The organism is Cryobacterium sp. PH31-AA6, from assembly GCF_030063195.1.
Lineage (GTDB): Bacteria > Actinomycetota > Actinomycetes > Actinomycetales > Microbacteriaceae > Cryobacterium.
The window spans coordinates 1-20,508 of the sequence record NZ_JASISS010000019.1; the positions used below are offsets into that span (position 1 = coordinate 1).

At 68.4% G+C, this 20,508-nt stretch carries 23 protein-coding genes and 1 riboswitch; of the genes, 9 read left to right on the forward strand and 14 right to left on the reverse strand.

The window, feature by feature from the left end:
- The first annotated feature begins 146 nt into the window (after positions 1 to 146).
- Positions 147 to 680, forward strand: coding sequence for a GNAT family N-acetyltransferase (locus tag QMG61_RS12540; RefSeq protein WP_283494664.1), 534 nt, complete (start codon positions 147 to 149; stop codon positions 678 to 680).
- A 30-nt stretch (positions 681 to 710) separates the two neighbouring features.
- Here QMG61_RS12540 and QMG61_RS12545 read toward each other — a convergent pair whose 3' ends face one another.
- Positions 711 to 1,298: an NUDIX hydrolase family protein gene (locus QMG61_RS12545; protein ID WP_283494665.1), complete on the reverse strand. Its 588-nt coding sequence runs from the start codon at positions 1,296 to 1,298 to the stop codon at positions 711 to 713.
- A 156-nt stretch (positions 1,299 to 1,454) separates the two neighbouring features.
- On the opposite strand from QMG61_RS12545, the gene QMG61_RS12550 reads away from it, so the two are divergent.
- Positions 1,455 to 2,156: an alpha/beta hydrolase gene (locus QMG61_RS12550; RefSeq protein WP_283494666.1), complete on the forward strand. Its 702-nt coding sequence runs from the start codon at positions 1,455 to 1,457 to the stop codon at positions 2,154 to 2,156.
- Here the strand turns inward: QMG61_RS12550 and QMG61_RS12555 are convergent.
- Entirely contained in the window at positions 2,153 to 2,590 is a 438-nt protein-coding gene (locus QMG61_RS12555; RefSeq protein WP_283494667.1) for a DUF5997 family protein, read from the reverse strand. The genes QMG61_RS12550 and QMG61_RS12555 overlap by 4 nt on opposite strands.
- A 77-nt stretch (positions 2,591 to 2,667) precedes the next feature.
- Between QMG61_RS12555 and QMG61_RS12560 the strand changes: the two genes are divergently transcribed.
- Both QMG61_RS12560 and QMG61_RS12565 read left to right on the forward strand, forming a co-directional pair.
- Complete coding sequence (locus QMG61_RS12560; protein ID WP_283494668.1) at positions 2,668 to 3,456, forward strand: LysR family substrate-binding domain-containing protein; 789 nt, start codon at positions 2,668 to 2,670, stop codon at positions 3,454 to 3,456.
- Positions 3,457 to 3,598: 142 nt separating this feature from the next.
- Positions 3,599 to 4,867 carry a GDSL-type esterase/lipase family protein gene (locus tag QMG61_RS12565; RefSeq protein WP_283494669.1) on the forward strand — a complete coding sequence of 423 codons (1,269 nt, stop codon included), beginning with the start codon at positions 3,599 to 3,601 and terminating at the stop codon, positions 4,865 to 4,867.
- A 21-nt stretch (positions 4,868 to 4,888) separates the two neighbouring features.
- On the opposite strand, the gene QMG61_RS12570 is transcribed toward QMG61_RS12565, so the two are convergent.
- Genes QMG61_RS12570 through QMG61_RS12585 form a run of 4 tightly spaced genes read right to left on the reverse strand, consistent with a single transcriptional unit; the run spans position 4,889 to position 7,835 of the window.
- On the reverse strand, positions 4,889 to 5,584 hold the full coding sequence (locus QMG61_RS12570) for a GyrI-like domain-containing protein (protein WP_283494670.1): 696 nt from the start codon (positions 5,582 to 5,584) through the stop codon (positions 4,889 to 4,891).
- Entirely contained in the window at positions 5,577 to 5,978 is a 402-nt protein-coding gene (locus tag QMG61_RS12575) for a VOC family protein (protein WP_283494671.1), read from the reverse strand. Before QMG61_RS12575 ends, QMG61_RS12570 begins: the two co-directional genes overlap by 8 nt.
- A 37-nt stretch (positions 5,979 to 6,015) precedes the next feature.
- Positions 6,016 to 6,843, reverse strand: a complete 828-nt coding sequence (locus QMG61_RS12580) for an ABC transporter permease (protein ID WP_283494672.1) — start codon at positions 6,841 to 6,843, stop codon at positions 6,016 to 6,018.
- Entirely contained in the window at positions 6,840 to 7,835 is a 996-nt protein-coding gene (locus tag QMG61_RS12585) for an ATP-binding cassette domain-containing protein (RefSeq protein WP_283494673.1), read from the reverse strand. Before QMG61_RS12585 ends, QMG61_RS12580 begins: the two co-directional genes overlap by 4 nt.
- A 184-nt stretch (positions 7,836 to 8,019) precedes the next feature.
- On the opposite strand from QMG61_RS12585, the gene QMG61_RS12590 reads away from it, so the two are divergent.
- Positions 8,020 to 8,667 carry a TetR/AcrR family transcriptional regulator gene (locus QMG61_RS12590; RefSeq protein WP_283494674.1) on the forward strand — a complete coding sequence of 216 codons (648 nt, stop codon included), beginning with the start codon at positions 8,020 to 8,022 and terminating at the stop codon, positions 8,665 to 8,667.
- 77 nt (positions 8,668 to 8,744) lie between these two features.
- Here QMG61_RS12590 and QMG61_RS12595 read toward each other — a convergent pair whose 3' ends face one another.
- From QMG61_RS12595 to QMG61_RS12610, 4 genes are all read right to left on the reverse strand, one after another.
- Entirely contained in the window at positions 8,745 to 9,575 is an 831-nt protein-coding gene (locus QMG61_RS12595) for a transglutaminase-like domain-containing protein (protein ID WP_283494675.1), read from the reverse strand.
- A 77-nt stretch (positions 9,576 to 9,652) separates the two neighbouring features.
- Positions 9,653 to 10,066, reverse strand: coding sequence for an aspartate 1-decarboxylase (panD, locus tag QMG61_RS12600; protein WP_283494676.1), 414 nt, complete (start codon positions 10,064 to 10,066; stop codon positions 9,653 to 9,655).
- Positions 10,067 to 10,112: 46 nt separating this feature from the next.
- Complete coding sequence (locus tag QMG61_RS12605) at positions 10,113 to 11,081, reverse strand: FKBP-type peptidyl-prolyl cis-trans isomerase (RefSeq protein ID WP_283494677.1); 969 nt, start codon at positions 11,079 to 11,081, stop codon at positions 10,113 to 10,115.
- Between the two features lie 91 nt (positions 11,082 to 11,172).
- On the reverse strand, positions 11,173 to 12,729 hold the full coding sequence (locus QMG61_RS12610; protein ID WP_283494678.1) for a MinD/ParA family ATP-binding protein: 1,557 nt from the start codon (positions 12,727 to 12,729) through the stop codon (positions 11,173 to 11,175).
- A 204-nt stretch (positions 12,730 to 12,933) separates the two neighbouring features.
- On the opposite strand from QMG61_RS12610, the gene QMG61_RS12615 reads away from it, so the two are divergent.
- Entirely contained in the window at positions 12,934 to 13,122 is a 189-nt protein-coding gene (locus QMG61_RS12615) for a hypothetical protein (RefSeq protein WP_283494679.1), read from the forward strand.
- A 16-nt stretch (positions 13,123 to 13,138) separates the two neighbouring features.
- On the opposite strand, the gene QMG61_RS12620 is transcribed toward QMG61_RS12615, so the two are convergent.
- From QMG61_RS12620 to QMG61_RS12635, 4 genes are all read right to left on the reverse strand, one after another.
- A complete protein-coding gene (locus QMG61_RS12620; RefSeq protein WP_283494680.1) occupies positions 13,139 to 13,336 on the reverse strand; it encodes a hypothetical protein in 198 nt (65 codons plus the stop codon).
- Positions 13,337 to 13,599: 263 nt separating this feature from the next.
- Positions 13,600 to 14,760 (reverse strand): acyl-CoA dehydrogenase family protein, encoded by a 1,161-nt coding sequence (locus QMG61_RS12625; RefSeq protein ID WP_283494728.1) that lies wholly within the window; start codon positions 14,758 to 14,760, stop codon positions 13,600 to 13,602.
- 98 nt (positions 14,761 to 14,858) lie between these two features.
- A complete protein-coding gene (locus QMG61_RS12630; protein ID WP_283494681.1) occupies positions 14,859 to 15,611 on the reverse strand; it encodes a TetR/AcrR family transcriptional regulator in 753 nt (250 codons plus the stop codon).
- Between the two features lie 38 nt (positions 15,612 to 15,649).
- A complete protein-coding gene (locus QMG61_RS12635) occupies positions 15,650 to 17,035 on the reverse strand; it encodes an MBL fold metallo-hydrolase (protein ID WP_283494682.1) in 1,386 nt (461 codons plus the stop codon).
- A gap of 257 nt (positions 17,036 to 17,292) precedes the next feature.
- Between QMG61_RS12635 and QMG61_RS12640 the strand changes: the two genes are divergently transcribed.
- The 3 genes from QMG61_RS12640 (at position 17,293) to QMG61_RS12650 (ending at position 20,008) form a co-directional block, all read left to right on the forward strand.
- Entirely contained in the window at positions 17,293 to 17,460 is a 168-nt protein-coding gene (locus QMG61_RS12640; RefSeq protein WP_283494683.1) for a hypothetical protein, read from the forward strand.
- 90 nt (positions 17,461 to 17,550) lie between these two features.
- Complete coding sequence (locus tag QMG61_RS12645) at positions 17,551 to 18,231, forward strand: TetR/AcrR family transcriptional regulator (protein ID WP_283494684.1); 681 nt, start codon at positions 17,551 to 17,553, stop codon at positions 18,229 to 18,231.
- 178 nt (positions 18,232 to 18,409) lie between these two features.
- On the forward strand, positions 18,410 to 20,008 hold the full coding sequence (locus QMG61_RS12650; RefSeq protein WP_283494685.1) for an APC family permease: 1,599 nt from the start codon (positions 18,410 to 18,412) through the stop codon (positions 20,006 to 20,008).
- Positions 20,009 to 20,146: 138 nt separating this feature from the next.
- A riboswitch (cyclic di-GMP riboswitch) is annotated at positions 20,147 to 20,220 on the forward strand.
- Positions 20,221 to 20,508: the final 288 nt, after the last annotated feature.

The following is a 20,508-nucleotide window of genomic DNA, read 5'->3' on the forward strand; positions in this document are numbered from 1 at the left end:
CAGGAAATCCCGGCGCGGCATCCGTGCCTGGCTCGTGATTCCGGGCCATGGACGCAGGCCGCCCGCAGATTTCCTGAGTTAGCCACGAAGCGCGGAGGGCAGCAGGCTCGTTATTCGGCGGCTCAGGTCTGAGCTAGTCTCGGGTCATGGTCACCACAGCGCTCATCCGTCCCGTCGTCGAATCGGACGCCGAGAGCCTCGGTCTCGTCCACGCCACCTGCTGGCACGAGACCTACGACAATCAGCTCAGCGCGGCTGCCCTTGAGCAGCTCCAGCCGGCTCGTCTGGCCGTGATGTGGCGACGATTCAGCGCACAGGGGCCGCAGTTCCGCCAGGTTGCCGCGCTCGTCGACGACGAGATCGTCGGCTTCGCGGGGAGCGGTCCGGCGCGCGACGCCGACAAGCCGGCACCGAACGAACTCCACTTCATCTACCTGCTGGATGCCTACCACGGCACCGGCATCGGACAGCAGCTCTTCGACGCCGTCATCGATGACGGGCCGTCGTACCTGTGGGTCGCCGCCGAGAACGCGCGGGCCCACTCCTTCTACAAGCGCAACGGCTACGCCCCGGACGGCCACGAGCAGGACCAGGAAGTCCTCGGCGAGGTACTGCACGAGGTGCGCCTGGTTCGTCCCCGTTCGCTCGCCCGGCGCCTGTCCCTGGCCGGCACCGAGTAGCGCGCCGGCCCGGCAAGCGGGCCGGGCTCCCTAGCGGAGCTGCCCGACCGAGGCCAGCGCAATCCGCAGGAGGGCGCCGCGGCCACCTTCCATCTCCGCGGAGACCGCCTCGGAGGCCGCCTCCATCGGGGTCATCCAGGTGAGTTCGAGGGCATCCTGACGCGGGTCACAGGTGCCGGTGACCGGAACGACGTAGACCATCGAGACCGCGTGCTGGCGGTCATCGGTGAAGGCGGTGATGCCGGGCATCGGGAAGTATTCGGCGACCGTGACGGGCACCGGGCTGGTCGGCAGCTGCGGGAACGCCATCGGCCCGAGGTCCTTCTCGAGGTGGCGGAAGAGCGCGTCGCGCAGGGTCTCGCCGTAGAGAACGCGGCCGGAGACAAGGGTGCGCGTCATCTCGCCGGTCGGCCGGGCGCGGAGGAGCACTCCGACCGAGACGACCTGGCCGAGGCCGTCCACCCGCACCGGCACGGCCTCGATGTAGAGGATCGGCAGCCGACGCCGGGTCTCCGCCAGCTCGATGTCACTGAGCCAGCCCGGGTTCACGTTCGGCGGTGGAACACCGTCGGGGCCAGGCGTCCAGTCCGGATCAGGGTCAGGGGTGCGCACGCTCATGAGTTCATTCTGTCCTACCCGGCGAGCGGATGCGCGGCGCGGCCACGCGGAACGTCGATCACGACCCCGGCAGCGCCGCCGCGAAGGGCCCCGGCGGAGTGGAAGTATGGAGGCAGTCGTCGCGTCCTCGCCGCGACCCGAAATGGAAGGTCCGAGATGGGCAGCAGCGAAGAAGAAACCCCCACCGAGCGGGTCGAGGCAATCGACCGGGACGCCGTGCTCTGGTCGGCCGGCTCCGCCGACCGGGGTGACCGCCCCCTGCTGCTCATCCTGCACGGCTACGGTTCGCACGAGGGTGACCTCTTCTCCCTTGCCCCGCACCTGCCCCTGCAGCCGGTGCTCGCGGCCCTTCGCGCGCCGCTGTCGGCCGGACCGGGCTGGGCCTGGTTTCCGATCGGCGCGGCCGGCGCGGCGGTGAACCCCGGCGCCCCGAGCGCCGACGCGCTCACCGCGGCAGCGTCCGGCGTGCTGGCCTGGCTCGACGCCCTGCCGGAACAGCCCACCTCGGTGGGGTTGCTCGGTTTCTCCCAGGGCGGGGCGATGGCGCTCCAGCTCTTACGCCAGGCACCGGACCGGTTCGCGTTCGCGGTGCAGCTCTCCGGGTTCGTCGGCCGCGCCGAGCACCCGGGCGATGCCCGCCTGGCCGAGCTGCGTCTCCCCGTGTTCTGGGGCCGCGGAACGGCCGACCCGGTCATCCCCCGGGACGCGATCGAGCGCACCCAGGCCTGGCTGCCGGGTCATTCCACCCTCACCGAACGCATCTACGAGGGGATGGGTCACTCCATCTCGCAGGCGGAACTCGGCGAGATCGTCGACTTCCTGCGGGAGCGGTACGCCGAGCTGGCGGGGACTGCCTAGCGGCGGTTGCCGGCCTTTTCGTTCTGGGCTGCCTGGCGGGCGATGTGGGCCGTCTTGCGGGCACGCTCGGCGTCACGGTCCTTGACCCGGATCTGTTCTTCTCGGACCTCGAACTGGGTCGCCCGCTCGGTGACCAACCAGGACGGCGGCTGCTGGAGGAGCGCGAGGATTTCGGCGGTGGTGAGTGGCTCGGTCACCTTGCCGCGCACGAGTCCGGAGATCGACACGCCGAGCTTCGCGGCGACGACCTGCTTGGGGTGCGGGCCGTTGGCACGCAGTTCGAGCAGCCACTCGGGCGGGTTGGCCTCCAGTGCGGCCAGTTCGGTGCGCGAAATCGGCGCGGACTGGAACTCTTCCGGGGCTGCTTCGAGCAGAATCCCGAGCTTCTGGGCCGCCGTGGCGGGCTTCATGGTCTGGGTCTTCTTCTCGGTCATTAGTCAAGCGTATAGCCTGAGAGCGGTATCGATCCGGCGGGTCGGTACCGACCGAGCCCGAAATAGAGAGGATGCCGGTGACTTTTTCCATTGCCTTCGTCGCCGGTGTGACTCCCACCAAGTGGACGCGCATCTGGGCCGAACGTCGACCCGACCAGCCTCTCGAGGTCTTTCGCACCGATTCCACGGAGCAGGACCAGGTGCTCAGGGATGGCCGCGCACAGGTCAGCCTGGTTCGACTGCCCATCGATGAAACCGACCTGAGCCTGATCGCCCTCTACCGCGAAATTCCCGTTGTCGTCGCGGCGAAGAACCACTTCATCGCCGACCAGGACAGTGTGCTGGTCGCCGACCTGGCCGACGATCACCTGCTGCAGGACCCCGACTCCGTGCCGGAATGGCGCGCGGTGGCGACCGAGATCCGCGACGGCACCCGCCGTGCGCTGCCGAAGCTGCGCGACCTCGACGAGGCGATGGAACAGGTCGCCGCGGGCGTGGGCATCCTGATCGTCCCCCACTCGATCGCTCGGCTGCACGGCCGCAAGGATGTCGTGTCCCGCCCGGTCGAGGACGTGGCCGAGACCCAGGTGTCCCTGGCCTGGCTGGCCAGCGAGACGACGGAGGACGTCGAGGAATTCATCGGCATCGTGCGCGGACGCACGAAGGACAGCTCACGGATCGACTCCCTCCCGGCTGAGAAGGTCAGGAAGGAGAAGAAGACCGACAAGGCGAAGGCCGCGGCGAAGGCGGTCCGCGTCGCCGCGGCGAAGGCGAAACCTGCCGTGTCCCGCAAGACCCAGAGCGCACCCGGTCGCACCCGACCGACCGCGAGCCCGAAGAAGGGCAAACGCCGCGGTTCCCGATAGCCGGCGCGGTCGCACCAGCCGGCCGACGGCATCCGGGAACCAGGGGAACACCTCGACTCGCACTCGCCGGGGAGCTGATATAAGCTCAGCGGGCTCCACGATTTCCGAACTGGAGTTTTCATTGCGGTCTCGAGGAGTTTCAGTGGGCGACGTCATCCGCTGGGCGATGGCACCCGTGATGCGTTCCTGGATGGCCGCCAAATCGCGCGACTACGACAGCGTCCCTCGTCCGCGGGACTCCCCGCAGGTTCACGCCGCCGGTGTGAACAGCGATCGGATCCTGCTTTTCGGCAGCGGCCCCGCGGTCGGCTGGGGTGTACTCAGCCACGACCTCGCCCTGCCGGGATCGCTCGCCCGGGCTCTGACCGCTCGCACCGGGCGCGGCACCGACGTCGACGTTGTGCCGAGCCCGTCGGCCACCATCCGGTCGACGCGTTCAGAACTCAGCGGGCTGAAGCTGTGGCGTTACGACGCGGTCGTGCTGTGCGTGGGCACGAACGACGCCGTCGGCCTGACCGCGACCCGGGTCTGGCGCCGGGAGCTGGAGACGATCCTGGACCAGGTGCGCAGGGATTCTTCCCTGACGACTCGAATCTTCGTGCTCGGCGTGCAGCCGATTCGATCGATCGCCGCCTATGACAGTGCCCTCGGTTCCCTCGGCGCCACGCACGCGCGGTCCCTGAACGACCTGACCAGGTCCGTCTGCTCCGCCCGGCCGGACGCCGACTATGTCGACATGCCGGCCGTGCGGTCCCAGACGCCGGACCGCATCCGCACCGCGGCGGATTACATCGTCTGGGCCGAGAACCTCGCCGACCGGATGAAGGATTCCCTCGACGCGGAGCACGATGACGACCCGGCGGCCGCGAGCGACCGGGCGGGGTCGCCGGTCGGCCACCCGGGGCGGCACGGGCCGGACGAGGCGGGCTCCGCCAACGACACGAGCCCGGCCAGCGAGGCCCGCGCGGTCGCCGAACTCGGCTTGCTCGACACCGCGCCGGAGGAACGCTTCGACCGGATCGTGGCGCTGGCCCGGGACTCCTATGGCACCCGGTCCGCCGCGTTCACCTTCGTCGACGGCGACCGTCTGTGGGACAAGTCCAACCTCGGCGAGGCACCCACCGTATTCCCGCTCGCCGGATCGGTCACCGCCATGGCTGTCCGCTCCCCCGGCGCACTCGTGATTCCGGACGCCCGGCAAGACCCGCGCACGCGCAACCATCCACAGGTGGTCGGCGAACCCTTCACCCGCTTCTATGCGGGCTTCCCGGTCGAAGCCGAATCCGGCGAACGGATCGGCGTGCTCAGCGTGTTCGACCCCGCGTCCCGGCCGGCCTCCGAGGTCAACACGGTGCTGCTGCGGGAACTCGCCCTCCTGATCCAGGCCGAAATCCGGCGACGCCCGGTATGAGTGGAACCGCCGCCGGGCCGGCTACAGCCGGGCGACCGGCTGCCTCAGCACCGTCTTGAGCTTCGCCGGCTCGGTGCGGCGCGGGTCGCTGAGATACACCTCGTGGTGGTGGCCGCCCACGCGCAGACCGTTCCCGGCCAGGAACTCGTCGTGCAAGGCGGCGAGCACCGGCGCCTCATCGTCGTAGGCTCCGACGTGCAGCAGCTGCGCGGAGAGCCCCTCGTCCAGGGTCTCGGTGCGCACCCTGACGAGGGCAGGCAGCTTCTTCTTCGCGCTCGCGGCCGCGATCGCCTGGCCGATGAAGGCATCCGTCACCCAGTCGGGCTGGCTGATCAGCAGGGTCCAGTGCCACTCCGCCTTCGCCCCGCCGGTGAAGACGGATGCGTCGTCGGCGAACCAGAGGCCCTCGAGCGGAGCGACGACCGCGTCCCGCCCGAGCTCACGCTTGGCCTGGAACTTGATCCCGAAGGCCACGGCGTAGAGGGCCTCCACGGCCAGGGCGTAGGCCGGTGCCGTGTTCGGGTCTCCGCTCCCGTCGATGGCGATGAACCGCTGCGCCGGCACCTCGACCAGTTCCCAGTCTCGGTTCGTCGGCGCGTAGAACGGCTTGAGTATCTTCTTGACGTCCCACGGCCCGGCCCCGGCCGGGGCGGTATTCCGTGGTGACCGGAGCTTCCCGGTGCGCCGATCGGTCGTGAACGGAACGCCGTCAGTCATTCTGGAGCACGGAGAGGATGTTGCCGGCCGGGTCGGTGAACCAGGCGATCTGCGGGCCGCGCGGGTCCCTGGCGATGCCCTTCTGATCCTGGGGGGAGCCCTCGTAGCGTTCGAAGGTCACCCCGCGGGCGAGTAGTGCGTCGACGGCGGCATCGATGTCCTCGACGGCGAAGTTGAGGATGGTGAACACGGCCGGCACGTGGTCCGGTTTGGGGTAGACCATCACCTCGGCCCCGCCGGGCAGCTGGATCCGGAGCAGCCCCATCTCGTCGTCCAGCACGGTGAGCCCGAGCGTATCGGTGTAGAAGGCGCGGGCCGCGTCGATGTCGGGCACCGCGAATCCGCTGAACGCGGCGCGGATGCCGACACCCGCCCCGGTCTGTGGCTCTGTCATGTCGATCTCCCTGTCCCTGTCGTGGGTTGTGCTGCGGTCATCTGGAGCTGATCGAGGCGAACTTGCGAATGCACAGCGGCACGAACACGAGCAGCATGACACTGATCCCGATCAGCACGGTCGCGATCGGGTTCTGCATCGTCCAGATGTCGGGCACCGGCGCGGTGCCCGCATTGCCGAACAGCTGCCGGGCGGCCTGCACGAGGGAGGACACCGGGTTCCACTCGGCGAAGATGCGCAGCGGGGTCGGCAGGGTCGAGCTCGGCACGAACGCGTTCGACACGAAGGTCAGCGGAAAGAGGATCAGGAACGACGCGTTGTTGATGACCTCCGGGCTCTTCACGCTCATGCCCAGCAAGGCCATCACCCAGCTGAACGCGTAGCTGAACAGAAGGAGCAGCCCGATTCCGGCCAGGAACTCGGGCGGCGAGGAGTTCACCCGCCAGCCGACCGCGAGGCCGGTGCCCATCATGATCACCATCGAGATCGTGTTGAGCACGAGGTCGCTGTTGGTTCGGCCGATCAGAACCGCGGAGGAGCTCATCGGCAGGCTGCGGAACCGGTCGATGATGCCTTCCTTGAGATCCAGGGCCATCGCCGAGCCCGAGAACGTCGAGCCGAAGACGACCGTCTGGGCGAAGATCCCGGCCATCAGGAACTGCACGTAATCGGTGCCCTGCACCGCGATGGCGCCGGCGTAGACCTGGCTGAACAGCAGCACGAACATGATCGGCTGGATGACGGCGAAGACGAGCATGTCCGGCGAGCGCTTGATTTTGATCAGGTTGCGCTTGGTCACCGTCCAGCCGTCGGAGTACCACATCGACAGCGGGTTCCAGGTCGGGAGAGTGGCGACGACGCTCATGAGATGGCCTCCAATTCGGCGTCCTCGGCCTGTTGGGCGACCTTGTCCGCCTTGTGGCCGGTGAGTGTGAGGAAGACATCGTCGAGGGTCGGCCGACGCATCCCGGCGTCGTGCAGGCCGATCTCGGCCTCGTCGAGTGCCGCGAGCACGTGTTGCAGCGCGAGGGGACCGTTGTCGACGGCGACCTCGAGGCCGCGACCGTCGCTGGTGACGATCGGTTCACCGGCACCGTGCCGGGCGAGGATGCCGCGGGCGGTGTCGCTGTGCGCGGCGTCGACGAGAGCGATTTCGAGTCGGTGCCCGCCGATCTGGGCCTTGAGCTGGTCGGAGGTGCCCTCGGCGATCACCCGGCCGTCGTCGATCACGACGATGTCGTCGGCGAGCTGGTCGGCCTCCTCGAGGTACTGGGTGGTGAGGAGCACCGTCGTGCCGTCGGCGACGAGACGCTTGATCACCTGCCAGAGCGCGATTCGGCTCCGCGGGTCGAGCCCGGTGGTCGGTTCGTCGAGGAAGAGCACCTTGGGTTTGATCACCAGTGCACCGGCGAGGTCGATCCGGCGGCGCATCCCGCCGGAGAAGCCTTTCACCGGACGATTGCCCGCCGCCGTGAGCTCGAACAGGTCGATCAGTTCCTGGGCCCGGCGCCGGGCCGTTGCGGCGCCGAGGTGGTACAGCCGGCCCACCATCTCGAGGTTCTCGAATCCGGTCAGGTTCTCGTCAACGGCCGCGTACTGGCCGGACACCCCGATGATCCTCCGCACGCCCTTCGGGTCGGCGACGACGTCGATCCCGTCGACGAAGGCGGTGCCGGCATCCGGCTTGATCAGGGTCGTGAGCATCTTCACGACCGTGGTCTTGCCTGCCCCGTTCGGGCCGAGCAGCGCCTTGACGGAGCCGCGCGGAACGGACAGGTCCAGTCCGGCGAGGGCGTGGACGGGCCCGCTCTTGGACCGGTAGGTCTTGGTCAGCCCTCTGGCTTCGATGATGGTCATGGGTGTCTGCCTGCCTGGATGGGGTGCTGCGGGGATGCGTCAGGGGCGACGTGGGCGGACAGTCCGGAAACCGTCCCAGGCCCATAGCCCCGGGGCCGCTGAGGCCACGCGGCCGGCTGCGGTAATGTTGACGTCGTACACATTGACCTGATAATCGTAACGAGGCGACCGGGCTTTGACAACCATGGGCACTCCACCAGTCGAGACCATTGCCGGCCGGGACACCTACCGGCACGGTGACCTCAGTCGCGCCCTTGTCGAGGCGGGCCTGGAGCTTGCCAGAGCCGGCGGACCGAACGCGGTCGCGCTCCGCGCTGCGACCCGTCGGGCCGGTGTCTCCCCCAGCGCCGCCTACCGGCATTTCGCCGACCGCGGCGAACTTCTCGAGGCGGTGTGCTCGGCCAGCCAGGCCAGGGTGGCCCTGGCCATCGAGGACGAGCAGGCCCTGATCCCGGATACGACGGATGCCCTCGCCCTGGCGCGGCTGCGCTTCCGCGCGGTCGGCACCGGGTACCTCCACTTCGCCCTCGCCGAGCCCGGCCTGTTCCAGAGTGCCTTCACGGCCTCGACCGACCTGGAGAGCGCGACGAGCGCGGCCAGGGCCGGGGCATCCGGCCGCACCCCCTTCGAACTGCTCACCGACGCACTCGACGGGCTCGTCGCCGTGGGCGGGCTCTCCGCCGAACGCCGTCCGGGAGCCGAATTTCTGGCCTGGTCCGCGGTGCACGGCCTGGCCATGCTGCTGATCGACGGCCCCCTGCGGGCACTCGGCCGCGACCGGGCCGAGACCCTCATCCACCGGGTGGTCACCATGGTCGAGCAAGGACTCTAGCCCCGCCCCGCCCCGCGAAAGTGCACTTTTGGCCCTTAAACCAGCTCCGAAGGGGCGAAAAGTGCACTTTCGCGGAGTCAGGCGAGGCGCACGAGTTCCATGACGTCGTCGCGGGGGAGCTCATCGGCGACGGCGGTGACCGCGAGGTCCTGGAAGAGCACGCCGCCGCCGATGGTGGTCAGGAACGCGGTGTCCGCGGCGTCCCTGCCGGTGGCGATCCGCAGCAGAGTCTGCCGGGGCGCGAGCGTGGTCGCATCGACCACGTGCCACGCCCCTTCGACGAAGGCCTCCGCGACGGCATGGAAGTCCATCGGGGCCAGGCCGGGCGCATAAACGGAGACCAGCCGCGCGGGCACATCCATGGCCCGCAGCAGCGCGATCACGAGGTGGGCGTAGTCGCGGCAGACGCCCTCGCGAGCGAGAAGGGTGCGCACGGCCCCGTCGGTGGGCAGGCTCGCCCCCGGCACGTAGGCCAGCCGTCGCCCGACCCAGGAACTCACGCCGGCGAGCAGGTCCAGCCCGGCGAGGCCGGAGAACTCGGCGTACGCGGTCGGTCCCAGCCGGTCGGACTCGCAGTAGCGGCTGGGGCGCAGATAGCGCACGAGGTCGACCTCGTTCACCGTCTCAGGGGCAGCCTGGCCGGCCGTCTCGACGTGATAGTCCACCTCGACCGGGCCGGCCGGGACATCCGCGACATGCAGTCGGCTGCCGTGCTGGTCGACGATTTCGTGCACCGGCACGGGTGCTCCCCGCCGCGTGACGGTGAGCCGTTCGACCACCGTGAGGCCCTGATCGGGCTCGCCGGCGCCGTTCGCCTCACCAGGGTCGGCGGCGACCGCGACCGACAGGACCAGCCGAGCCGGCGTCAGTGCTTCGAGGGTCAGGTGCGCGGATGCGGTCCGTTTCATTCCCCGATGATACGCGGATGCTACCCGGCTGCCGGCCGGACGAGGGTCGCGCCCGCGATGGTCGCGGAGGAGTCCGCCTAGAGTCGGCTCAGCGGCGGGCGGACCAGCCCGGCCACGTGGGCACCGGCCGGGTCGGAGTCCACGGCGACGATCCGGTTGCGCCGGTCGACGTGGACCACGGTCGGCTCGTAGGTCCTGGCCTCCTCTGTGCTCATCTGGGCGTAGGAGATGATGATCACCAGGTCGCCCTCGAGGGCCAGCCGTGCGGCAGCGCCATTGACGCCGATCACCCCGCTGCCCCGCTCGCCCGCGATCAGGTAGGTCTCGAAGCGGCTCCCGTTGTTGACATTGACGATGCTTGCCAGCTCACCGGGGAGCAGATCGGCCGCGTCGAGCAGATCCAGGTCGACCGTCAGCGAGCCGACGTAGTGCAAATCGGACTGCGTCACGGTGGCGCGGTGAATCTTGGACTTGAACATGGTGCGTTGCATCGGCGCGCAACCCTTTCGACAGTGGACCCGGCGGCGGAGCCGATCGTTACGCGGAGGCGAGGATGTCGACCACGAAGACCAGGGTGTCGGTTCCGGAGATCCCGGCCGTCGTGTTTCCGGTCTCGCCGTAGCCGAGCGCCGGCGGGATCACGATGACGACCTGGGAGCCGACGGTCTGGCCGATCAGGCCCTGGGCGAAGCCGGGGACGACGTTGCTCGTGGCGAACGTGGCCGGGCCACCCTTGCCCCAGCTCTGGTCGAAGACCTTGCCGGTTCCCCAGATGACGCCGGTGTACTGCACGGTCACGGTCGCACCGTCTACGACGAGGCCGCCGTCGCCCTTCTTGAGCACCTCGGTCTTGAGTTCGGTCGGGGCGTCGGTCTTCGGCACCTTGACGGTCGGCGTGCCGTCCTTGGCGAGGGTGACGGCCGGGAAGCCGTCCTCCGGCTTCTGGTCCTTACCGTTGGCGCGGGTCGCGACCTTGCTCTTCACGTCGATGACGAAGATGATGTTGTCGGTCGCGGCGACCTTGAGGTCTGTGTTTCCCTTGGTGCCGAAGGCATCTTCGGGCGGCACGACGACGGCGATGCGCGAGCCCACGCTGGAGCAGGCGATGCCTTTGAGGATGCCGGGGATGATGCTGGCGGTTTTGGCGACCGTCACGGTGAGTCCGGCCGCGTCACCGTAGCCGCCGCCGTTCAGCTTCGCCCCGGTCTCGGCGTTGTACGCGGTGTAGGCGATTTCGACGGCTTCGCCGTCCTTGACTGCGGCACCCTTGCCCTTGGTCACCACGGTGCGCTCGGTGGTCTTCGCCGTCAGCGGTGAGGTGAACTTGACGGTGGGCTCGGCGTCGATCTTGCCGGTCACCTTGACGGCGTCCGAGCTCTTTCCCGAGTCGGTGCAGGAGAGCGCCGACGCAGCAGAGGTTGACTCGGCCGACGGGGAACCGCTGCACCCGGAGAGTGCGAGAACGGCCACTGTGGCAACGGAAATGAATACGGGGAGTTTACGCACGCTGATCTCTCTGTTCGACAATGGGCCTCGATCAGTATGGCCTGTCGAAATCCGTGGTTGCTGTGACAGCCCCCGGCGGGGGTGCCGTTGGCTAGAGTCCTTCGGCGATCGCCGCGGTCGCGAAGAGCCAGGCCTCGCGGGTGCGCGGCGCGAGAGCGTCGATGTTCAGCGGCCCGCCCGCGACGAGCGCCGGGTCATACGGAACGTCGACGACGGCTCGGGTGAGCTGGCTGAAGTGGTCATGCAGGCGCCGGGAGAGCGCCCGGTCAGCGGTCTTGGCCGGCGAGGCGAGGATCGTCACCGCCTGGGCGACCTTCTCGCCGTGGCCCTTCAACCGCAACCCGTCGAGCAAGGATGCCGCTCCATACGCCGTGTCTTCCCTGATGGTCGAGACCACGACGAGCTGGTCGGCGGTCTCGACGGCCGCTTCCCAGTTGGAGGCACGCATGTTGTTGCCGGTGTCGATGATCAGCACCCGGTAGAAGCGGCTGAGCGCGGCGTGGAGTTTGCCGAAGGCCACGTCGTCGATGCTGGCAGCTCCTGCCGGGTCGAGGTCGGAGGCGAGGGCGTCGAAGCGAGCGTCACCCTGGTTGCGCACATAGTTGTCGAGGTCGCCGACCCGGGCCGAGCTGGAATAGGCGAAGTCCTCCAGGTCGCGCAGCAGGTCTACGGCGGTGTTGGTGTGATGCGCGCTCTGCGCCCGCACGCCCAGCGTTCCCATCGTCTCGTTGTTGTCCCAGGCGAGCGTGTACCCGCCCCGATGGATGCCGAAGGTCGCCGCGATGAGCAGCGTGGCCGTGGTCTTGTGCGCGCCACCCTTCGGGTTCAGCACGACGATGGTGCGCGGGCCGATCAGGCTTCGCTGCACGGACGCAACCGCCGACCGGCGCGAGCGTTCGACGCTGCCGGGTCCGGGCGAGACCAGGCCGCCGGACACCCGGCGCACCGCGCCCTGCCAGCCCTGCTGGGCCGGCCCGGCCACCGCGGGCGGTCGTGAGCTCATGAAATCCGACAGGTTCGGGCCTGCCGAGGCCGGGGTGCCCCCCACGGCGGCGGACACCGGAGCGACGGCGGACACGCCATCCACCGGCTCGTCCGACTCGTCGTCGGCGTCCAGATCGAAGGCGCGGTCGAAGACGAGGCTCTCGAACGGTCCGGTCTGGGCGTTCGCGACCGGCGGGACCACCTCGGCGGCGGGCCGGGCCTGATCGGCGGCGGCGGCGGGGTCAGGCTCGGTGGATGCCGCCGCGAAGCCCAGGTGGTCGCTGATCGTGCGCGGCGCCTCCGGTGTCGTGATGAGCGGCCGGGTCGCGCTGGACAACGCGTCCGCGCTGGACAACGCGTCCGCGCTGGACAAGGCGTCCGCACTCGGCAGGGCTGACGCCGGGATGAAGTCGCCGTCCGCGTCGACGTCTCCGTCCGGATGCACGATCAACGGCGACTGGCCCTGCTCATCCTCCGCGGTGAGCCGCACGGGGCGCCCGATGGTGCGAGCAGTCGCCGCAACCCGGTTGATGATTTCCTCGCGGACGCCGGCCTCGTCTGCGGCCGTGATCTGCTGGACCTCGCCATCGATGGTCAGCTCACCCGTGCCATCGCTTCTGATCATGGCGCGGATGCGGGGAAGGGCGGAATCGTTCGTCTGCATGGTGGACCTTTGTTCGTCGAGCTCAGCTCATTAAGCGTGAGCACGTCGAAGTTGCCGTCGATCGTGCCTCCTCCACCCTAACCGGGCGGCCGTCGCGCGACCCCCGTTCGGCCGCGGCGCTCCCTGCCTGGCGGCGATTCACCGGAATCTTGCCGGAGATTCACTGCAAAAGGGGATTGTGAGCCCCCTGGGCCAGGAGTAATCATGGACACCATGAAGGATCGCGATTGGGTACTGCTCGCCTATTGCCGGTCGTGCGGGGTGTACGGCACGGCCGTGATCGACGACGCCCACCAGATTTCCTGGCCGGAGGTGGTGCACGAGTCTGATTGCGAGCTGGCCGAATCCGCGGACACCAGGGAAGAGCATCCCTGGGCCGTGGGCGCCGCCTGACTACGCCCGCCCGGACTCAGGCCGAAAGCGGCTGGTGGGTGTGCTCGGCGAGCCAACGCAGGGCGCGCGCACCCGCGCGGGTGGCGTGGGCGTCGGCGTGGCCGCGCTGCCTGCGGCATTCCACCAGGTCTTCTCCCGGGGCGATGTGCGGATCGCGGCAGGAGTTCGCGTAGCTGGTGTAATCGGTTTCGAGCAGGAGTTCGTCGTCGGTCATGGCACTGTGTCTCTCGCTCGGTCGCACCTGGAGCCAGCGCCGTTACCGGCGTTGGTGCGGGGAACTTGTTCGGTTGCGGTGGTACAGGAGCTGGCCCGCTGCTGGCGGCGGACCGGCACTCGCACTCGCCCGGCACCCGAGCAGTCTCGGAGACCGGGGCGAGGCCGGAATGTTGAAAGAAAGGCTACGTCCGTTCCCCCGCCACTCACCCGAAATGCGACCGATGTTAACCGCCTCGTTACATCACGACCGGCACGATCGCCCTAGCGGAACGCGCTGATCCCGGTCAGATCCCGCCCGATCAGGAGCGATTGCACGCTTTCCGTTCCCTCGTAGGTGTGCAGGGATTCGATGTCGGCGAGGTGCCTGATCACGTGGTTTTCGAGCAGGATGCCGTTGCCGCCGAGCATGTCCCTGGCCATGGCCGCGATCTCCCGAGCGGCTCTCGTATTGTGGTACTTCGCGAGCGAGGCCTGGATCGGTCGCAGCGTGCCGGCGTCGTCGAGCGCGGCCAGCCGCAGGCAGTGCAGCTGCATCGAGGTGAGCTGGGAGAGCATCATCGTCAGCCGTTCCTGCACGAGCTGGAACCCGGCGAGCGGCTTGCCGAACTGGATCCGCCTGGTCGAGTAGTTGAGCGCGGCCTCGAACACGGCGGTCGCATGGCCCAGGGCGGACCAGGCCACCCCGAGGCGGGTCGCGAAGAGCACGACGGAGGCGTCCTTGAAGGTGCGGGTGCCCGGAAGCACGGCGTCCAGCGGAACGCGCGCACCCTCGAGCACGATCCGGGCCTGATGGATCGCGCGCAGCGAACCTTTGCCGGTGATCGTCGTGGCGTGATAGCCGGGATTGTCCTGCTCGACGAGGAAGCCGCGCACATTGCCGTCGTCGTCCCTGGCCCAGACGACGGTCACGTCACCGACGGAGCCGTTGCCGATCCACTTCTTCTCGCCGGTGATCACCCACTCGTCTCCGTCGCGCCGCGCGGTCGTCTCGAGGGCGACCGAATCGGAGCCGTGATCGGGTTCGGTGAGCGCGAAGGCGCCGAGCTTTTCGGCGCGGGCCAGCGGCACGAGCCAACGCTCCTTCTGCTCCGCACTGCCGAAGAGGGCGATACTACGCAGGGCCAGCCCGCCCTGAACGGCGACCACGGTGCCCATCGAGCCGTCGCCGCGGGAGATTTCCATGTTGACCAGGCCGGCCGCCAGCGGCGACATCGGGGTGAGCCCTGGACCGACGACGCCGTCGGTGAGCAGATCGAGTTCGCCCAGCTTACGGGCGAGGTGAAGCGGGTATTCGGCCTTGTCCCACGCCTCGTTCACCTCGTCGAGCGTCTCCTCGGCAAACCCGCGGGCACGATCCCAGAAGGCCCGGTCGGCGGCGGGAATGTCGGCAAAGACACCGTAGTAGTCGGTGTCGAGCGGCATGGAGATGTCGTAGTCGGGCACGGTATTCCTCTCGTGAAGTCGTGTCCAAGTTCTACCTGAGACTCAGTCCCAGGTCAAATGGAACTCAGTCTCAATTCTTATCCGGTCGACGCAGCGCGGAGTTGCCCCTCGATCGCCCGGGCCAGATCGCCCGGGTCCGCCCCGGCCGGGAACACGGCGATGACGAGGTCCTGACCGGAATCTGCCCGCCCAGCGTTCGCGCCGCCGCCCTGCCGGAACATCCGGCGCACCTCCGCGAGTTCGGCGGCCAGTTCCGAGGACAGTGCGGAGGCGGTTGTGACCGGGCCATCCCCCGGCGGCGAGCCGATCAGGCGGCGCAACTGGTAGTTATGGGTGGCCGTGACCGCGGCCGCAAAACGGATGGCCGCAAGCGCCGGCGCCGCGGGGACGGACGATCTGAGGTAGTCGGCGAACATCCGCTCGTAGCGGATCACCATGACGGTCTCGCGATCGCGCAGAACGGGAGTCTCGCGCACGACCAGGTCCCGGATGCGCGCGATTTCGAGTCGTTCCCTGAACCGGTCGAAGACCATTATTGCTCCGTCGCAGACGGCCAGCCACGGGTCGGGGTGTGCCGACTCGAAGTGCCGGGCGATCTGGTCGAACAACTCGTCGTGGTCGGCGAAGATCACGTCGTCCTTGGAGCGGAACTGCCGAAAGAACGTGCTGCGGGAGACCCCGGCCGCCTCGGCGATCTCGGTGGCGCTCGTGGCCTCGTAGCCGCGTTCACGAAACAGCCGCACCGCGATGTCCGCAACCTCGACCCTGGTCAACGCTCGTCGGCGCGGCGGCTCTGCATCTGGGGCACCGGCGCGCGGGGAAACGGTCATGGTGTGCCGAAATTATCACGGAATCCCCGGCGGCGGGCTCAGTCGGGGGCCGCGGGATCGATCCGCTCGAGATACTCCGGCACCCGTGCGTTCCAGCCGAGTTCGTGCTTGACCCGCAGCCGGAGGGCGTCGGAGGACTGCGGCTCGCCGTGGGTGAGATACGTCATCCTCGGGGCGACCGGTGCCCCGCGCATCCACTCGATGACTTCGTCGGAGTCCGCGTGGGCGGAGAGGCTCCCGATCTCCACGACCTCGGCGGTGATGGGAACATCGCGGCCGAAGATGCGCAGGGTTTCCTCCCCGCGCAGGAGGGCGGCGCCGCGGGTTCCGCCGGCTTGGAAGCCAGTCACGATGATGGCATTACGCGGGTCGGAGCCGTACGCGACGATGTGGTGAAGCACCCGGCCGCCGGTGAGCATTCCGCTGGCGGAGATGATGATCATCGGGCCGCCGCGCAGGTTGAGCAGCTTGGACTCGTCCACACTGCGCACCATTTTGGCCAGGTCGTACATGCTCCGGAACTCGGTCGGACTGAGCCGATGCTCGCCCGGGTGCCGCTGGTAGATCTCGGTGGCGTTGATCGCCATCGGGCTGTTGAGGTAAACGGGAATCGGCGGAATCTCGCCGCGGTCGCGGAGCCGGGAGAGGTGCAGCAGCAGGGTCTCCGACCGGCCGACCGCGAACGCGGGGATCACGACGACACCGCCGCGGTCAGCTACCCGGCGGATCACGTCGCCCAGTTCCGTTTCGGGATCGACCGGATCGTGCGTGCGATCCCCGTACGTCGACTCCGACACGAGCACATCGACGGCCTCAAGCGCGCGCGGCGGGTTCATCAGCGGGTCGTTCGCGCGGCCCAGGTCGCCGGTGAAGTGTACGGCGCAGTCGCCGACGTCGAGCCGGATCTGGGCCGCCCCGAGGATGTGGCCGGCCGGGACGAACGTGGCCCGGATGCCGCCGCCGAGGTCGATCTCCTGGTCGAAGTCTCGGGGCCGGAACGAATCCAGGCTGGCCACGGCATCCTCCGCCGTGTACAGGGGAAGCGGGTTCTCATGCCGGGACGACTTGCGCTTCCCGGCGAACTTCGCCTCCTCTTCGAGAAGGTAGCCGCTGTCGGGCAGGAGCAGCGAACTGAGCTCCGCGGTTCCCGCGCTCGCGTAGACCGGTCCGGTGAAACCGTCCCGGATGAGCGCGGGGAGATAGCCGGTGTGGTCGAGGTGGGCGTGGGTGAGCAGCACGGCGTCGATGGACTCCGGCGGCACGGGGAAGGCGAGCCGGTTGCGGTTGCGCAGCAGCTTGTAGCCCTGGAACAGGCCGCAGTCAACGAGGACCCGGCGCCCACCGGATTCAACGAGGTACCTCGAGCCGGTGACCGTGTCCGTTGCCCCCAGGAACTGGAGCCTGGATTGCATTCGTGCCGTCATGTTGATCACCCATTGAGATCGCCGAAGTCCGGCACGACTGCACATTCTCGACCGTTTCGCCCGCCTGCTCGGGAGCAAATCGGCCGAATCACCGGCTCATTCCTCACGCTAATTTTGATGGCGGTCGGTGTCAAGGCCTCGCCCGGACCGGCCCCGCCTGCAGCCGAGGGGGCGGCATTTGTCGCGCCCGACACCAAACGGGAGTACACTCCGCGTCAGGTCAGCCGTCTCGCCGATCGAGGAGGAAAGCCAGACCGATGAATTTCACTCCCGAATGCCAGCAACGTGCGTGCCAGGGACGGATGCGGGTTCTGGAGCCGTCGCTGGACGCTCTTGCCGACGAGGAGCTCTGGTTCGAGTGCGAGGACTGCGGAGTGCAGCAGCACAGCCTCGATCTCCCGAACGGCGGCTTCAGACTCCGGTAAGCGCAGCTCTCTGATGCCGCTGCCGATATGGCCGGGTCATTTGGAATGGTCTACTCTGGCCATCTCACGCTCTTCGGGAGGAGCCATCAGATGACCGACGAGGCCTCGACTCTTCCTCGCCGCGCCGGACGACCCCTGAAGATGGTGTTGTCGCGGGACCGGATCATCGCGGCGGCGCTGGCCCTGATCACGGTCGAGGGCTACGGCGGCTTCACCATGTCCAGCCTGGCCGGAAGCCTCAGGGTTGCACCCTCTGCCCTGTACAACCACGTCTCCTCCAAGCAGGAAGTACTGGTCTGGCTGCAGGACCACGTGATGACGATGGTCGACGTGAGCGGCTTCGCCGCCGAGCCGTGGGATGCCGCCATGCGCCGGTGGGCCTGGTCGTACCGGGACGTCTTTGCCAGACACGCGCCCCTGGTCCCCCTGGTGGCCGTGCTGCCGGTGACGGGCGCGCCCGAGACTCTGAAGATGTACGAGATCATCGCGGTCGGCCTGGCCAGGGCGGGCGTACCCCAGGACACGATCGTCCCGGCCATCGTCGCGGTGGAGTCGTTCATCTTCGGCTCGGCCCTGGACGCCAACGCGCCGGCCGATATCTTCGAGACCGGGGACCTGGCCGGCTCGAGCCCGACCTTCACCGGCGCCGTCAGGAGCCAGGACCAGGGCTCCGGCGGAGGGCCCGGCGACGTGGCATTCCGGCTCGGACTCGAGGCGCTGCTCGCGGCCCTGGCCGCCCTCACGGCCACCAGACCGGGACCGCACGCCTGACCCCGCAACAAACATCCGGAATGTTATCTTTTTCTTCCGGATGGGCTTGCTTTCCGATGCCGCCAGACCCAAACTAAACGAACCCAATTCATTTAGTCGGCATCGCGACGCCATCCCTCCCTCGCGCCTGCCCTCCCCACCCGCACATCGTCAGCGACGACGCTTGAAAGGGCTCTACATGACCGACCTCTCGACCAGGCCTGCCCCGACCTCCACCACCGACGGCCACCAGCCGCACGTGCACAGCAACCAGCTGCACGACGCGGCCGGAACCGTTCACGGCATCACCAAGAAGGGGCTCAAGGGCGGGCAGATCGGTCTCCTCGCCGTCGTGGTCATGGGCGTGTCCTCCGTCGCCCCGGCGTACAGCCTGACCAGCTCCCTCGGCGCCACCGTGAGCGAGGTCGGACTCCACGTGCCGGCGATCTTCATCGTCGCCTTCATCCCGATGATCCTGGTGGCCCTGGCCTATCGTGAGCTCAACGCCGACTCGCCGGACAGCGGCACGTCCTTCACCTGGACCACCAAGGCATTCGGGCCCTTCGTCGGCTGGATGGGTGGCTGGGGCATGCTCGCCGCCAACATCATCGTGCTCTCCAGCCTCGCCGGCGTCGCGGTCAGTTTCTTCTACATCTTCCTCGGGGAGCTCTTCGGCAATCCGGCGCTGGCCGACCTCGCCGACAACACCGCCGTGAACATCCTCACCTGCCTGCTCTTCGTCGCCCTCGCCGTCTGGGTCAGCTACCGAGGCCTGCACGCCACCAAGCTCGTTCAGTACAGCCTCCTCGGCTTCCAGCTCGCGGTGCTCGCGATCTTCGCCGTCCTGGCCCTCGTCCGCGCCGGTTCCGCCGCATCGACGACGGCTATCCCGTTCAGCTGGGAGTGGTTCGACCCGACCCAGGTGCAGAGTTTCAGCTCGTTCGCCGCCGGGATCTCGCTGGCCATCTTCGTGTACTGGGGCTGGGATGTCTGCCTCACCATGAACGAGGAGACCAAGGGCGGCCAGAAGACCGCCGGCAAGGCCGGTACGCTGACCGCCCTCGTCGTGCTCGGCATCTACCTCGTCCTCATCGTGACGACCATGATGGCCGCCGGCGTCGGGGTGGACGGCATCGGGCTCCGCAACCCCGACAACCAGGGCAACATCTTTGCGGCCATCGCATCGCCGATCATGGGGCCACTCGCCATCCTGGTCTCCCTTGCCGTGCTCTCCAGCTCGGCCTCGTCCCTGCAGTCCACGATGACCTCCCCCGCGCGCACACTGCTGGCGATGGCGCACTACAACGCACTCCCGCCGAAGTTCGCCACCATCAGCAAGCGGTTCGGTTCTCCCGGCTACGCGACGATCGCGGCCGGCGCCATCGCGGGCGGTTTCTACTCCGTGATGACGATCATCAGCGTCAATGTGCTCAACGACACCATCATGTCGCTCGGCCTGATGATCTGCTTCTACTACGCACTCACGTCCTTCGCCTGCGTCTGGTACTTCCGTCAGAGCCTCTTCGGCAGCATCCGCAATTTCTTCATGCGCCTGCTCATTCCCGGTCTCGGCGGGCTCATCCTCACGGTCGTCTTCGTGCAGACCGCGGTGAGCAGCTGGAGCCCGGACTTCGGCAGCGGCTCCGAAATCTTCGGGATCGGACTCGTCTTTCTGCTCGGCGTCGGGCTGCTGGTGCTCGGTGCCATCGTGATGGGGCTGACCTACTGGCGCCAGCCGAGCTTCTTCCGCGGCGAGACCCTGCGCAAGGACACCCCGGTGCTGGTGGTCCCGGAGTAACCGGTGATCGCACCCAGGGGTCGCGTCGGCCGGGTCGGACACCGACCCGCCCGACGCGGCCCTTGCGGCGCCGTCCCCGTCCGGTGATACTGCCTTCACGGCCAGAAGCACGTATGCGGGCCGGGCGGTTCTCACCGTCGATCGCAAGGGCACACCCGTTGCAAGGCGGGGTCGCAAAGGCACGGGACCTTCGGGTCAGCCGGCCTACCGATTGGATAGGACCGTCGCAAATGTGCTTCCCCTTCGTTGAATCCAGCATCCGAGATGCGGCTGCTGCCCCTCCCGTTCCGGCCCCGTCAGCGGAGGCCGTCCCTGGGCCCAGTCCCCAGGACTCCGGCGCGGCGATCTCCTGGTTCGGTGCGTCGCCGGCCGTCGCCGTTACCCGCAAATTGCGTTGACTCTGCCGGTGCCGTAACTTCTGAACCGGTGCCGCGCCCGCATTCCGGGCTGGTCCTGCCGCCGCGTCGCCGACCGGCGTGCCGCTGGAACGCCGGGAGTCG